Source organism: Microvirga sp. TS319 (genome assembly GCF_041276405.1).
In the GTDB taxonomy this organism is placed as follows: domain Bacteria; phylum Pseudomonadota; class Alphaproteobacteria; order Rhizobiales; family Beijerinckiaceae; genus Microvirga.
This window is the reverse complement of record NZ_JBGGGT010000002.1, coordinates 3,741,720-3,755,284: the sequence shown is the minus strand read 5'-3', so window position 1 is coordinate 3,755,284 and position 13,565 is coordinate 3,741,720. Positions and strand designations below refer to the sequence as shown.

General features: G+C 64.4%; 13 protein-coding genes. 9 read left to right on the top strand and 4 right to left on the bottom strand.

Annotation, left to right across the window (positions count from 1 at the left end; genetic code table 11):
- Positions 1-1,932: an ATP-dependent zinc metalloprotease FtsH gene (gene ftsH, locus AB8841_RS27120; RefSeq protein WP_370438835.1), complete on the bottom strand. Its 1,932-nt coding sequence runs from the start codon at positions 1,930-1,932 to the stop codon at positions 1-3.
- 355 nt (positions 1,933-2,287) lie between these two features.
- Positions 2,288-2,557, bottom strand: a complete 270-nt coding sequence (locus AB8841_RS27115) for a hypothetical protein (protein WP_370438834.1) — start codon at positions 2,555-2,557, stop codon at positions 2,288-2,290.
- A 320-nt stretch (positions 2,558-2,877) separates the two neighbouring features.
- Between AB8841_RS27115 and AB8841_RS27110 the strand changes: the two genes are divergently transcribed.
- From AB8841_RS27110 to AB8841_RS27100, 3 genes are read left to right on the top strand one after another with little or no spacing between them, the layout of a single operon-like run.
- Positions 2,878-3,411 (top strand): YcnI family protein, encoded by a 534-nt coding sequence (locus AB8841_RS27110; protein WP_370438833.1) that lies wholly within the window; start codon positions 2,878-2,880, stop codon positions 3,409-3,411.
- A 50-nt stretch (positions 3,412-3,461) separates the two neighbouring features.
- Complete coding sequence (locus AB8841_RS27105; protein WP_370438832.1) at positions 3,462-5,060, top strand: copper resistance CopC/CopD family protein; 1,599 nt, start codon at positions 3,462-3,464, stop codon at positions 5,058-5,060.
- A gap of 39 nt (positions 5,061-5,099) precedes the next feature.
- Positions 5,100-5,714, top strand: coding sequence for a DUF938 domain-containing protein (locus tag AB8841_RS27100; RefSeq protein WP_370438831.1), 615 nt, complete (start codon positions 5,100-5,102; stop codon positions 5,712-5,714).
- Between the two features lie 60 nt (positions 5,715-5,774).
- On the opposite strand, the gene AB8841_RS27095 is transcribed toward AB8841_RS27100, so the two are convergent.
- Together AB8841_RS27095 and AB8841_RS27090 are read right to left on the bottom strand one after the other, a co-directional pair.
- The gene (locus AB8841_RS27095) at positions 5,775-6,239 is read right to left on the bottom strand and encodes a hypothetical protein (RefSeq protein ID WP_370438830.1); all 465 of its coding nucleotides are present in this window, start codon (positions 6,237-6,239) and stop codon (positions 5,775-5,777) included.
- Between the two features lie 125 nt (positions 6,240-6,364).
- Complete coding sequence (locus AB8841_RS27090) at positions 6,365-7,087, bottom strand: GntR family transcriptional regulator (RefSeq protein WP_370438829.1); 723 nt, start codon at positions 7,085-7,087, stop codon at positions 6,365-6,367.
- A gap of 153 nt (positions 7,088-7,240) precedes the next feature.
- Between AB8841_RS27090 and AB8841_RS27085 the strand changes: the two genes are divergently transcribed.
- The 6 genes from AB8841_RS27085 (at position 7,241) to AB8841_RS27060 (ending at position 13,531) form a co-directional block, all read left to right on the top strand.
- On the top strand, positions 7,241-8,248 hold the full coding sequence (locus AB8841_RS27085; protein ID WP_370439387.1) for an ABC transporter substrate-binding protein: 1,008 nt from the start codon (positions 7,241-7,243) through the stop codon (positions 8,246-8,248).
- A gap of 62 nt (positions 8,249-8,310) precedes the next feature.
- Positions 8,311-9,072 (top strand): ABC transporter ATP-binding protein, encoded by a 762-nt coding sequence (locus AB8841_RS27080; protein WP_370438828.1) that lies wholly within the window; start codon positions 8,311-8,313, stop codon positions 9,070-9,072.
- Between the two features lie 32 nt (positions 9,073-9,104).
- Positions 9,105-9,947, top strand: a complete 843-nt coding sequence (locus AB8841_RS27075; protein ID WP_370439386.1) for an ABC transporter permease — start codon at positions 9,105-9,107, stop codon at positions 9,945-9,947.
- 50 nt (positions 9,948-9,997) lie between these two features.
- Positions 9,998-11,734: an L-arabinonate dehydratase gene (araD, locus tag AB8841_RS27070; RefSeq protein WP_370438827.1), complete on the top strand. Its 1,737-nt coding sequence runs from the start codon at positions 9,998-10,000 to the stop codon at positions 11,732-11,734.
- Positions 11,735-11,752: 18 nt separating this feature from the next.
- Positions 11,753-12,469, top strand: a complete 717-nt coding sequence (locus AB8841_RS27065) for a ribonuclease activity regulator RraA (RefSeq protein ID WP_370438826.1) — start codon at positions 11,753-11,755, stop codon at positions 12,467-12,469.
- A 33-nt stretch (positions 12,470-12,502) separates the two neighbouring features.
- Positions 12,503-13,531, top strand: coding sequence for a 2-hydroxyacid dehydrogenase (locus AB8841_RS27060; protein WP_370438825.1), 1,029 nt, complete (start codon positions 12,503-12,505; stop codon positions 13,529-13,531).
- Positions 13,532-13,565: the final 34 nt, after the last annotated feature.

The window sequence follows — 13,565 nt, the reverse complement described above, 5'->3', positions numbered from 1 at the left end:
TCAGTTCTGGGGCCGTGGGACCAGCCCCCCGTCGTTTTCTCTGGGCCGCCCGGTGCGGGTCGAGGGCACGGCCGAGCCGCGCGCCGGGGCGGCGCTGTCGCCGCCGGCATCGCGCACCGGCGGCTGCCCGTCGAGCAGGTTGCGGATCTCCTCGCCGGTCAAGGTCTCGTACTCCAACAGCCCGCGCGCCAGCGCCTCGAGATCCTGCTGCTTCTCGGTCAAAATCGTGCGCGCATCGTTGAGCCCGGTCTCGACCAGACGCCGCACCTCCGAGTCGATCTTCTGCGCGGTCGCCTCCGACACGTTCTGCTGGCGCCCCATCTGCATGCCCAGAAACACCTCGTCCTGGTTCTCGCCATAGGCCACCGTGCCCAGCTCCGGCGAAAACCCCCACTTGGTCACCATCATCCGGGCCAGCCGCGTCGCCTGCTCGATGTCCGACTGCGCCCCCGAGGTCACCTTCTCCTTGCCGAAGATCATCTCCTCGGCAATCCGCCCGCCCATCATGATCGCCAGCCGCGAGGTCATCTGCTCGAAGCTCATCGACAGCTTGTCGCGCTCAGGCAGCTGCATCACCATGCCCAGGGCCCGCCCGCGCGGAATGATCGTCGCCTTGTGCACCGGGTCGGTCGCCGGCACGTTCAGCGCCACGATCGCATGCCCGGCCTCGTGATAGGCGGTCAGCCGCTTCTCGTCGTCGGTCATCACCAGGGTGCGCCGCTCGGCCCCCATCATCACCTTGTCCTTGGCGTCCTCGAACTCGCGCATCGTCACGATGCGCTTGCCGCGCCGCGCCGCCAGCAGCGCCGCCTCGTTGACCAGGTTCATCAGATCGGCGCCGGAAAACCCCGGCGTGCCGCGCGCGATCACCTTCAGGTCGACGTCGGGCGCCAGCGGCACCTTGCGCACATGCACCCGCAGGATCTTCTCGCGCCCGGTCACGTCCGGGTTGGGCACCACGATCTGGCGGTCGAAGCGGCCCGGCCGCAGCAGCGCCGGATCGAGCACGTCGGGCCGGTTGGTGGCCGCGATGATGATGACGCCCTCGTTGGCCTCGAACCCGTCCATCTCGACCAGCAGCTGGTTGAGGGTCTGCTCGCGCTCGTCGTTGCCGCCGCCCAGGCCGGCGCCGCGATGGCGCCCGACCGCGTCGATCTCGTCGATGAAGATGATGCACGGCGCGTTCTTCTTGGCCTGCTCGAACATGTCGCGCACCCGGCTCGCGCCGACGCCGACGAACATCTCGACGAAATCCGAGCCCGAGATCGTGAAGAACGGCACATTGGCCTCGCCCGCCACCGCGCGCGCCGTCAGGGTCTTGCCGGTGCCGGGCGGGCCGACCAGCAGCACGCCGCGTGGAATCCGCCCGCCCAGACGCTGGAACTTCTGCGGATCGCGCAGAAACTCCACCACCTCCTGCAGGTCCTCCTTGGCCTCGTCGATCCCCGCCACGTCGTCAAACGTCACCCGCCCATGCGCCTCCGTCAGCAGCTTCGCCTTCGACTTGCCCATCGACAGCAGGCCGCCACCGCCCTGCTGGCCCATGGCCTTGCGGGACATCCAAACCATGATCCCGATCATCAGGGCGAGCGGCAGCAGCGATAGGAGAAGGCTGCCGATAAGGCTGGGCTGCGGCGGCGGTTCGGCCTTGATCACGACGCCTTTCTGCTGAAGCTGAGCGATCAGGTTGGCCCCTTGGGGAACATAGGTTGTGATGCGACCGCCGGACGAGCGCTCCGCAACGACCTCCTGCCCCTGGATCGTGACCGAGCGAATTTCGTTCTGATCGACGGCTGTCACGAATGCTGAGTAAGGGACTTGATCGGACTGCTGTGAAGGCATGCTCTGAAACAGGAACATGGCCAGCAGCGCCATTACCGCGACCACAATCGCGAGATTGCGAAAGTCAGGTCCGGTATTCGGGGTGTTCATAAGGGTTGCTTTCCTATCGAGAAGGGGGCCTCAAATCGTGGGGTCACCGGAACCGGCCATGGCCTGAGAGAGGGTCCGGAGGACGGGCAGGCATGGCCGAGAAACCAGGTAGGGCTATCGCGCCCTCCTCTCGTCTCGTCCATACGAATGCCGATGGCGTCGAAGACACGCGGATCGGAACAGGACTCCACAGCCGTCTCCCAGACGCGGAGCGGGTTCATCGCTCCTCAGGTGAGAGAGTCCGACATCACAGCCTGGACAGGCTGTCAGAGGGCCCGGACCCTGGTCTCCGAAAGGTGGGGGGTGAAAGGGCCGAGTTCAAGACTGGCCCGTCATCCCGGGAATTCGGCCAAAGTCATCTCCGGTCATGCTCGATGACGGTATATTCCGCATCGATCACGCCGGTCTCGGGCGCGGCACGCCGGGCTTGGCGCGATTTCCGCCGGAGGTAGAAGGACAGGGCAATGCCGCCGACGAGCATCACGGGAAGGACGATAAACAAGCCGATCAGCATCACCGCCAGCACAATGGCGGCGCTCAGGAGCAGCAGGGCGAGCTTGACCGCTATGCTCCAGAGGGGGGCCGGACCGGCTTTGCCGCTTCGCGAGGCGTAGATTATCCGCATAGAGATCTCCGTTGCGGCTTGATGCAGCCATGCCGGCGGCCGAACAGTCGACAGGTGTCGACGGCGCAAGGCCTCGCCGACGGTTCCGCAGCAGCGGCTTGGCTGCATGGGCCTGGCTGGATGGAAATGACGACAGCGCCAGGACAGCATCTGATATGTTTCATACAGCGTATACGAGACACGCGAGGGTGTTAATCCCATACTGCGCATGGAAGCCTGTCGAGAACGCCACAGTACCTAACGGCCCCCAGGACCCGCGCGTTCATGGCCTTGATCTGAGCAGGTCCACTCCATTTCCTATTCGGATTCCACGAGGCGAAATGATGTTTCCGAAACTTGTCTGCGGCATTGCCGCCTCCGCGATCCTCTGGGTGTCGGCGACCATGGCTCTCGCCCACGTGACCCTTGAAGCCCCGAGTGCCCAGGTAGGCTCGACCTACAAGGCCGTCATGCGGGTCGGCCATGGCTGCGGAGGCTCGCCGACGCTCAAGATTCGCGTTCAGATCCCGGAGGGCGTCGTCGCCGTCGAGCCCATGCCCAAGCCGGGCTGGAAGACGGACACGATCGAGGGCCCTTACAAGCGGCCCTACGATGACAACGGCAGGCCCATCACGCAAGGGGTGCGGGAGATCGTCTGGACCGGCAAGCTGCCCGACAGGCATCATGACGAGTTCGTCTTCCAGGCGTATCTGACCGACAGCCTGAAGCCGGATACGATTCTGTACTTCCCGGTCGTGCAGGAATGCGAAAAGGGAGTTGAACGCTGGATCGAGATTCCTGCGGAAGGCAGGAGCGCGGACGACTACAAGTCTCCCGCGCCCGGCGTGAAGCTGCGTCCCAAAGCGGTCGACTGATAGATGACCTGGATGTCCCAGCCGACGATCGGTATATTCCGGGGCGCGCCATGATCGGGCTGCGCCACATCCTCTGCTGCCTGACCCTCGTCTGTGTCCTCGCGGCGGGCGGGAGGGCCGAGGCGCATGCCTCTCTGATCGGAACGATGCCCGCGGACGGTGCGGTCGTCCCCACCGCACCAGCGAGTGTCCGTCTTCGCTTCAGCGAGCCCATCACGCCGCTCGTCGTTCGTCTCGTCGATGCCAACGGCGTGACCCATGACGGCTTGCATAACGAAACCCGGGACCAGACGATCACGGTCCACCTGCCTCAGGGACTTCCTCGAGGGACGCAGGTTCTGAGCTACCGGATCATATCGTCCGACGGTCATCCGGTCGGGGGCTCGCTCGTCTTCTCCATCGGTGCCCCGACCGCTTCGCCGGGAGAGCCGGTGTCGGCCGGCAGCTCATCCCTGGCAAGCTCATCCCTGGCAGATGCGATCTGGCTGACGCGGCTCGTGCTCTATCTCGGTCTGTTCGCGGGTGCGGGCGGTGCCTTCTTCACGACCTGGATCGGGCGCGAAGCCACGACACCGGCTTCCCGCGCGACCGTGAGAGCGGCCATCGGCCTGGGGCTCGCTGCGGCCTTTCTGTCTGTCGGCCTGCAGGGGCTCGATGCTCTGGGCGAGCCGCTTTCCGCTCTCTTGGCATTCCATCCTTGGCGTGAGGGTCTTGAGACATCCTATGGCCTCACGGTGGGAGCCGCCGTCCTCGCGCTGGCATGCGCCTGGAGCGGGATGCGCTTCGGCATGAGGTCGGCTGCCCTGATCGGGCTTGGCGGGGCAGGTCTCGCTTTGGCGCTGAGCGGCCATGCCAGCGCCGCCGCGCCGCAATGGCTGACGCGCCCCTCCGTGTTCGTCCACGGCACGGTCGCCGCGTTCTGGGTCGGTGCGCTGGTGCCGCTTGCGCTCATCGTGCGCGATCTTCGAGGCGCGGCGTTGCCTATCGTCCAGCGTTTTTCGGCCCTGGCCATTCCCTCCGTTGGCGTGATGATCGCGGCAGGCATTCTCCTGAGTATCGTGCAGATCGAGCGCCCGGCCGCTTTGCTCACCACGGATTACGGCCGGATCTTCCTTGCCAAGATGGCGGCCGTCGGGGGCCTGCTGGCGCTGGCGGCCCTCAACCGGCAGCGACTGACCCCCATGCTTGGCCGAAAGGACGCGGGAGCGCGCTATCTGATCCGCTCCATCATGGGTGAGATCGGCCTTGCTGTCGTGATCCTCGGCCTGGTGGCGGCTTGGCGCTTCACTCCGCCGCCGCGAGCTCTCATGGTTGCGGCCGTTCAGTCGGTGACCATGCACATTCATGCTCCTCAGGCCGTGGCCGAGCTCTCGCTGTCATCGGGGCGGGTTGGTCCGGTGACGATGAGCCTATCGCTGATGACAGGAGATTTTGCGCCGCTCGATCCGAAGGAGGTGACGGTCACGCTGGCGCAGCCGCAGGCCGGGATCGAGCCGATGGAACGGCGTGCCGTGAAAGCGGCCGATGGAACATGGCACGTTCAGGGGCTCGTTTTGCCCGTTCCCGGGGCGTGGCGGGTGCGTGTCGAACTGCTGATTTCCGATTTTGAGCAGGTCAGCCTTGACGGTACGGTCGAGATCCGGCCTTGAGCGGTCGTGAGGGACAGGTTCGGAGAATGTGAGGATGAAATGACGCATGCACAGAACGCAACCGGAGCCCTGACGGCTCCCTCGGCGGCGCGAAACCGCGATCCGATCCTTGCCGTCCTGCAACGGTTCCTGCCTCCGACCGGAACCGTTCTGGAGATCGCCAGCGGAACGGGCGAGCATGCGGTCTATTTTGCCGGAGCCCTGCCGAACCTGACTTGGCAGCCCACCGACCGGGATGAGCGGGCTTTGAGCAGCATCGCGGCTCATCGGGCGGTTGCGGGGTTGCCCAATCTCCTTGCTCCGCTGCCTCTTGATGCCGCCGCGGCAGGCTGGCCGGTGGAGCGAGCCGATGCCATCGTGGCAATCAACATGGTTCATATCTCGCCCTGGCGGGCGACCCAGGGGCTCATGGCCGGTGCGGGCCGTGTCTTGCCGGTGGGAGGCATGCTCTACCTGTACGGAGCCTACAAGGAAAACGGCGTTCAAACAGCGCCAAGCAATGAGGCCTTCGACCAGGATCTGAGACGCCGCAATCCGGAATGGGGGGTCCGCGACCTCGAGGAGGTGGTGAATCTTGCAGATGCCCACGGTCTCAGACTGATCGAGCGCGTTCCCATGCCCGCGCACAACCTCAGCCTGATCTTCCGCCGCTGATCGTCTGCGGGTGAAATAGATTCCTCATGGGCATGCCGAGAGATTGTCGTGCCAGACGTCTCAATAGGTACGCCCGGGCCGGGGCGCGCCGTCCCACGCCTCGGGTTCGCCGTAGGTAGGACGCTCGGTATCGCCGAACCGGTCGCGCCGGAAACGGGGATCGGAATAGAGCGGCAATTGCTCCGGTCGCTCGTCATCCACAGCGTAGTCCAGAAGAGCCGCGACGTGCCGCAGGACGGATCGGGTCGCGTCGACGACCGTATCGGCGATGTCGCGAAGGCGGATGTCCCCTAAGCGGCTGACAGCCTCCGGCGCGCTGCGGTCCTGGCCGTATGGCTGGTGGCGATGGGTGAGGTCCTGGTCCGGGCTTCTTTGCGGCAACAACTCCGCAAAGATGCCTGCGCCTCCGAGAAGAATGATCAGGACGACGGGCACGACCAGGCGAAAGGCGATCCCGATGACCTTGGTGATGACGATGTAGCCGATGATGATGAGAAGCGCGGTGGTGATGATGCCGGTGCCCAAGTGTGCAGTATCCCTGTCGTCCTTGGGGCGAAGCTATCCATGACATCGGCGGCCATTTTGTGTCACGGATGCGTCTCAGCGGGCGAATTTCCGAGCCCTGACACGAAGTCGAGTCAGACCGGGGGCTATTTCCTCACATAGCCAGGATAGCGTGCGCTGATCTCGTCCACATGGGAGAGGGTGCCCGAGAGGTGATCGCGCAGGTGTTGCTGGGCGTCGCCGGGCTTGCCGTCGGCGATGGCCTCTACGATCAGCCTGTGATGCCGCAGAATGCTCTCGATCTTGCCGGGCGTCGGCAGGTTGAGGCGGCGCAGACGGTCGATATGTCCGCTGCGGCTGCGCACCAGCTGCCAGAGATCCTGCATCTGGGCCGCCTCATAGAGGTGCCGGTGAAAATCCTGATCCGCCACTTCGAAGGCCTGCAGGTCGTTGGCTTCCATGAGGGCCTGCTGCTGCGCCAGGATGCCTTTGAGGCGGGCAATCAGTCGCGGGTCCGGCTTCAGGGCCAAGCTTCGGACGATCTCCAGTTCCAGCGAGCGCCGCAGGAAATGGGCCTGATGGGCGAGCGTCAGGTCGATGGGACTGACGACCGTCGCATGCTGCGGAAAGACATCGACCAGACCTTCTTCCTCGAGCCGCATGAGAGCGTCCCGAATCGGGGTGGAGCTGACCCCGAACTGACCCGCGAGCGTCGTCCGGGACAGGGTCGTTCCCGGGGTGAGTTCCAGGGACAGAATGGCTTCCCTGAGGCGCTCGAAGACCTGAGGGGCTGCCTGCCGGCCACGCTCCAGACGCTCGGTGGATCGCAGAGGGAGGTGCTGCTTCAATGCTGCTTTCGATGACGCCATGTCGAATAACCTGATCGTTCGTTGAGCCTCTATAGCATACTTGCCGCCTGTGTACTAATGCATTAGTGTATGAGTTGCCGGAACGGAATCGCCGGATTGTCCCCAAGCCCCCGCCAAGAGGGGCCATGATGAGGAAGCACCATGAAGAAGCAGATGAGGCGCCTCGGCGCCGGAATTGCAGCCGCCGTCGGGCTGCTTGCGCTCGCAGGGGCCGCTCAGGCCCAGCAAAAGAACGAGATCTCGATCACCCGTCAGCCCGGCATTCTCTATTTGCCGACCCATGTCATCGAGAAGCAGCATCTGATCGAGAAGCATGCGGCGCAGCTTGGATTGCCTGAACTCAAGACGAAGTGGGTGACCTTCAGCGGCGGCGGGGCCCAGACCGACGCGCTCCTGTCGGGCGGCGTCGACATGGTCAATACCGGCGTCGGCAATCTGCTCCTGCTCTGGGACCGCACGAAGGGGGGCGTGAAGGGCATCGTGGCCACATCCGCCCAGCCGCTGGCTCTGGTCACGCACGATCCCAAGATCAAGTCGCTGAAGGATTTCGGGGCTGGCGACAAGATTGCGGTGCCGACCGTCAAGGTCTCGACCCAGGCCATTCTGCTGCAGATGGCAAGCGCCAAGGAATTCGGCGAGGATCAGTGGTCGAAGCTCGATGCCAACACCGTTCAGCTCGGTCATCCTGATGCGGTCGTCGCCATGACGAACCCGCAGCATGAGGTGAAGAGCCACTTCGCAGCGCCGCCCTTCCAGTACATCGAGATGAAGACCGTGCCGGGCGCGCGCATCATCCTGCAATCGCCCGACATCATCGGTGGGCCGCTCACGCAAGGACAGTTCTTCACGACGACCAAGTTCGCCGAGGCCAATCCGAAAGTCATCGAGGCGGTTCGGGCCGCTTCCAAGGAGGCGCAGGATTTCATCCGCTCCAATACGAAGGAAGCCGTCGACATCTACAAGGAAATCACCGGCGACAAGACGAGCGCCGAGGACCTGCTCGCATGGCTCAAGGAGCCCGGCATGATGGAGTGGAACCTTCAGCCGCAGGGGACGATGAAGTTCGCCGAGCACCTCTACAAGATCGGGACGCTCAAGACGAAGCCTGCTTCCTGGAAGGATTTCTACCTGCCGATTGCCCACGACCTGAGCGGCAGCTGACCGAACGCGTGCGCCTCGCTCTTTGCGAGGTGCACACCCACAATGTCATTTCGGGTTTCATCATGACCGCTCTTCTCGACGTCAGTGGCGTGACGCTGCGTTATAAGACGCCTAGCGTTCTCGTGACAGCAACCGACAGGGTCAGCTTTCAAGTCAATCGATCGGACCGCTTCGTGCTGCTCGGACCGTCCGGCTGCGGCAAGTCCACGCTGCTCAAGGCCGTCGGCGGCTACCTCAATCCGAGTGAAGGCAAAATCCGGATCAAGGGGCGTGAGGTCACGGAGCCCGGCGCGGACCGGATGATGGTCTTTCAGGAGTTCGACCAGCTCTTGCCATGGAAGACCGTGCTGCAGAACGTCATGTTCCCGCTCCTCGTCGCACGCAAGCTGCCGCGGAAGGAGGCCGAGGACAAGGCCCGCGCCTATATCGAGAAGGTCAATCTCACCCGCGCCGTCAACTCCTATCCGCATACCCTCTCGGGCGGCATGAAGCAGCGCGTGGCCATTGCCCGCGGCATGGCCATGGAGCCCGACATTCTGCTCATGGACGAGCCCTTCGCGGCACTCGACGCATTGACCCGCCGCACCTGTCAGGACGAGCTGTTGCAATTGTGGGAGGACACGAAGTTCACGGTGCTCTTCGTCACCCACTCGATTGCCGAAGCCATCAAGATCGGTAACCGCATCCTGCTTCTGTCGCCCCATCCGGGTCGCGTCAAGGCCGAGGTGAACGATGTCGATCGCGTCTCGCCGACCGACGGCAGCGCGGGCCAGCTCGAAAAACACATCCACGAGCTTCTTTTCGCGGAAGAAGGCGCACATTAGGGATGACGCTCATGAGCAATGCACAGATCGTGATGCGCGCGGAGACCGCCCCCACCCAGGCGCATACGGGCGAGGTGGAGCGCAAGCTCAGCACCTTCGAGCTCGTCTGGGGGAACGGCTTCGTCCGCAAGTGCGTGATCATCACCTTTCTCGGCATCGCCTGGGAAGTGTATGGTCGGTACCTCGACAATCCGCTTCTCTTCCCCACGCTCTCCGACACCCTGTCCACGATGGTCGACCGGATTGCGGACGGCACGCTCCCGATGAGAGCCTGGACGTCGTTGAAGGTGCTCCTGATGGGCTATGTCTCCGGCGTGACTCTTGCGGCGATCCTGACGATCCTCGCCATCAACACCCGGATCGGTACGGATTTCCTCGAGACGATGACGGCGATGTTCAACCCGCTGCCCGCCATCGCGCTGCTTCCTCTCGCGCTGATCTGGTTCGGTCTCGGCAACGGCAGTCTCGTCTTCATCCTCATTCACTCGGTTCTCTGGGCAGTGGCGCTCAACACCCACTCGGGCTTCCTGGGCGTGTCGCAGACGCTGCGCATGGTGGGACGCAACTATGGGCTCAAGGGATTGTCCTATGTCTTCAGGATCCTGGTTCCCGCCGCCTTTCCTTCGATTCTCACGGGGCTGAAGATCGGCTGGGCTTTCGCGTGGCGCACCCTGATCGCGGCTGAACTCGTCTTCGGGGTGTCGTCGGGGCAGGGCGGACTGGGCTGGTTCATCTTCGAGAACCGCAACCTGCTCGATATTCCATCCGTCTTCGCGGGCCTGCTGACCGTCATCATCATCGGCCTGATCGTCGAGAACCTGATTTTCAGGACCATCGAGCGCAAGACCATCCGGAAATGGGGGCTCCAGAGCTGAGCTTTCGCCCGGCTCCGTCCCCCTCCTGACCATTCAACAGGGATCTCCTCATGTCCGCCAAGAAATCACCCGATGCGCTGCGCAGCGCACGCTGGTTCGCGCCCGACGATCTGCGCGGCTTCGGCCATCGCTCCCGCATGATGCAGATGGGTTATGCTCCCGAGGATTGGGCAGGCCGCCCGGTGATCGCCATTCTCAACACCTGGTCGGACATCAATCCCTGCCATGCCCATTTCAAGCAGCGCGTCGACGATGTGAAGCGCGGCGTGCTCCAGGCGGGCGGATTCCCGGTCGAGCTGCCCGGAATCTCCCTGGCGGAGCAGTACGTCAAGCCGACGACCATGCTCTATCGCAACCTGCTGGCGATGGACGTGGAGGAGTTGCTGCGCTCCCATCCGGTGGACGGGGTGGTGCTCATGGGAGGCTGCGACAAGACCACGCCGGCCCTGCTGCTCGGGGCCACGAGCGCAGGGCTGCCCGCGATCTATCTTCCCGCAGGGCCGATGCTGCGCGGGAACTGGAAGGGCAAGATCCTCGGCTCGGGTTCCGATGCCTGGAAGTATTGGGACGAGCGCCGTGCCGGCACGATATCCGATGCGGACTGGCTCAACATGGAAGCGGGCATCGCCCGAAGCTACGGCACCTGCATGACGATGGGCACCGCCAGCACGATGACGGCCATCGCGGAGGCCATCGGCATGACCTTGCCCGGCGCCTCCTCCATCCCGGCCGCGGATTCGAACCATATCCGCATGAGCACGGAATGCGGCCGGCGCATCGTCGCAATGGTGTGGGAGGAGCTGACGCCCGATCGGATTCAGACACGGGGCGCGTTCCTCAACGGTATCGCGGTAGCGATGGCGATGGGATGCTCGACCAATGCCATCATTCACCTCATCGCGCAGGCCCGCCGGGCGGGGCAGAGCATCGGCCTCGAAGAATTCGAAGCGGCCAGCCGCAAGGTTCCCGTCATCGCCAATGTGCGCCCGAGCGGCGACAGGTATCTGATGGAGGACTTCTTCTATGCGGGGGGGCTGCCTGCGCTGATGACCCGCATCAGGGAGCATCTTGATCTCGATGCCCTTACCGTCAACGGCCGGACGTTGGGCGAGAACATCGCGAGGGCCGAGGTCTACAACGACGACGTCATCCGAACGGTGGACGATCCGATTTATGCCGAAGGCGCGCTCGCCGTGCTCAAGGGAAATCTCGCGCCCGACGGCTGCGTGATCAAGCCGAGCGCCTGTGACCCGCGCTTCCTGAAGCATCGGGGCCCAGCTCTCGTGTTCGACGATTACCCCTCCATGAAGGCCGCCGTCGAGGACGAGACCCTCGACGTCACGCCCGACCATGTTCTGATCCTGCGCAATGCCGGTCCTCAGGGCGGTCCGGGCATGCCCGAATGGGGCATGCTGCCGATCCCCAGGAAGCTGGTGAAGCAGGGCGTGCGCGACATGGTGCGCCTGTCGGACGCGCGCATGAGCGGCACGAGCTATGGCGCATGCATTCTGCACGTGTCGCCCGAATCCTATGTCGGCGGTCCGCTGGCGCTGGTGAGAAACGGCGACATGATTGCGCTCGACGTCGCCGCCCGTACGATCATTCTCGACGTGCCCGCCGAGGAGATCGAGCGCCGCCGCGCGGCCTGGGTGAAGCCGGAACCGCGCTACGAGCGCGGCTACGGGTGGATGTTCACACGCCATATTCGCCAGGCCCATGAGGGCTGCGATTTCGACTTCCTTGAAACGAGCTTCGGCGCGCCCGTGGGCGAGCCCGCCATCTTCTGACGATTGGAGACAAGCACCATGGCCCTGAACCCCGAAACCCGTGAGAAGCTCAAAGGCGTCAGCACCGCGACGCTCTGCACCGCTCTCTACAAGCGCGGCCTGCGCAACCAGTTCATCCAGGATGTCCGCCCGCTCAATCCCGGTCTCGGCACCATGGTGGGGGAGGCCTTCACCCTGCGCTACATTCCGGCCCGCGAGGATCTGAACCCGATCAGCGTGTTCCAGGACCGCGCTCACCCGCAGCGCAAGGCCGTCGAGGAATGCCCTCCCGGCGCCGTCATGGTCATCGACAGCCGCAAGGATGCGCGTGCGGCATCGGCCGGCGGCATCCTGGTGTCCCGCCTTATGAAGCGCGGCGTGGCCGGCGTGGTGACCGATGGCGGCTTCCGGGATTCGCCGGAGATCGCCCGTCTCGATATCCCGGCCTATCACAACCGTCCTTCGGCCCCCACGAACCTCACGCATCATCAGGCCCTCGACATCAATGTGCCGATCGGCTGCGGCGACGTGCCGGTCTGGCCGGGTGATGTCGTCGTCGGAGACGGCGAGGGCGTGGTGGTGATCCCGGCGCACCTCGCCGACGAGATTGCGAACGAGACCGTCGAGATGACGGCCTTCGAGGATTTCGTTCAGGAGGAGGTGTTGAAGGGCCGCTCGATCCTGGGCCTCTATCCCGCCACCGATCCTCAGACCCTGACCGACTTTGCCGCATGGCGCGAGGTCAACAGACGCTGACCGAGGTCTCGTCAGCAACAGGAGCCGGCAGGAATGGCATCGTCCGTCGTCAAGGTCTTCTACAACAGCCTCGGCACGCCTGAGATCTACGACCTCATGCAGCGTTTGAAGCCGCCGTCCCTGGAGCTTGTCCTCCTGGACAGGGATGACGACGGGGAGCGCGTCGCCAAGGTCCGCGAATGCGAAGCGATCATCGCGGCCGCAACGCGCCTGACGCGCCGAACCATCGAGGCGGCTCCTCGCCTGCGCTTCGTCCAGCACCAAGGCGTCGGCTATCACGACACCGTGGACGTGTCGGCGCTGGCCGAGCGCGGCATCCGCCTCGCGGTCAGCACGGCCGGAACCATCGGGGTCGCGGAACATGCGGTCATGCTGGCGCTCGCCGCGGCACGGCGCCTGACCTTCGCCGACCCGGAACTTCGGACCGGTCGCTGGCACGCCAATAGCCTGCGACCGGTTTCCATGGAACTTGCAGGCAAAACGGTCGGGTATGTTGGAATGGGCCGCATCGGCCAGGCAGCAGCCGAGCGCTTCAGAGGTTTTCGGACGAAGGGTCTCTACGCCGATCCGAACGTGCGCCTGCCGCCCGAACGTGAGGAGGAGCTCGGGCTCGCGCCCGCATCCCTCGACCGCATTCTGCGCGAGGCCGACGTGGTCACTCTTCATCTGCCGCTGACCTCGGACACCCGCAACCTGATCGGGCGCGACGAACTCTCTCTGATGAAGCCCAACTCCATCCTCATCAACACCGCGCGTGGCGGGATCGTGGACGAAGACGCTCTTGCGGCGGCCCTGAAGGAGGGTCGGCCCGGTGCTGCAGGCATTGACGTTTTCGAAACGGAGCCCGTGACGGCAAACCACCCGTTGGCCCTCCTGCCCAACACGGTCCTGACGCCTCACATCGCGGCCGGAACCTGGGATTCGTTCGTGGGCAAGATGGATACGGTCCTGTCCAACATTGCGGCCTTCTTCGACGGGAGGCCATTGCAGAACGAGATCGTGCTCGGACCTGCACCCGATCGTTCGGCAGCACTCCTCGACATCGCACGTCGAGGCCCTTGAACCAGGCTCCAGAATGGGCGGTCGCCCGGCCAGA

Bases quoted from the DNA above. Each gene is read 5' to 3' on its own strand.
- ftsH (WP_370438835.1), bottom strand. From the start codon at position 1,932: ATGAACACCCCGAATACCGGACCTGACTTTCGCAATCTCGCGATTGTG.
- AB8841_RS27115 (WP_370438834.1), bottom strand. From the start codon at position 2,557: ATGCGGATAATCTACGCCTCGCGAAGCGGCAAAGCCGGTCCGGCCCCC.
- AB8841_RS27110 (WP_370438833.1), top strand. From the start codon at position 2,878: ATGATGTTTCCGAAACTTGTCTGCGGCATTGCCGCCTCCGCGATCCTC.
- AB8841_RS27105 (WP_370438832.1), top strand. From the start codon at position 3,462: ATGATCGGGCTGCGCCACATCCTCTGCTGCCTGACCCTCGTCTGTGTC.
- AB8841_RS27100 (WP_370438831.1), top strand. From the start codon at position 5,100: ATGACGCATGCACAGAACGCAACCGGAGCCCTGACGGCTCCCTCGGCG.
- AB8841_RS27090 (WP_370438829.1), bottom strand. From the start codon at position 7,087: ATGGCGTCATCGAAAGCAGCATTGAAGCAGCACCTCCCTCTGCGATCC.
- AB8841_RS27085 (WP_370439387.1), top strand. From the start codon at position 7,241: ATGAGGCGCCTCGGCGCCGGAATTGCAGCCGCCGTCGGGCTGCTTGCG.
- AB8841_RS27080 (WP_370438828.1), top strand. From the start codon at position 8,311: ATGACCGCTCTTCTCGACGTCAGTGGCGTGACGCTGCGTTATAAGACG.
- AB8841_RS27075 (WP_370439386.1), top strand. From the start codon at position 9,105: ATGCGCGCGGAGACCGCCCCCACCCAGGCGCATACGGGCGAGGTGGAG.
- araD (WP_370438827.1), top strand. From the start codon at position 9,998: ATGTCCGCCAAGAAATCACCCGATGCGCTGCGCAGCGCACGCTGGTTC.
- AB8841_RS27065 (WP_370438826.1), top strand. From the start codon at position 11,753: ATGGCCCTGAACCCCGAAACCCGTGAGAAGCTCAAAGGCGTCAGCACC.
- AB8841_RS27060 (WP_370438825.1), top strand. From the start codon at position 12,503: ATGGCATCGTCCGTCGTCAAGGTCTTCTACAACAGCCTCGGCACGCCT.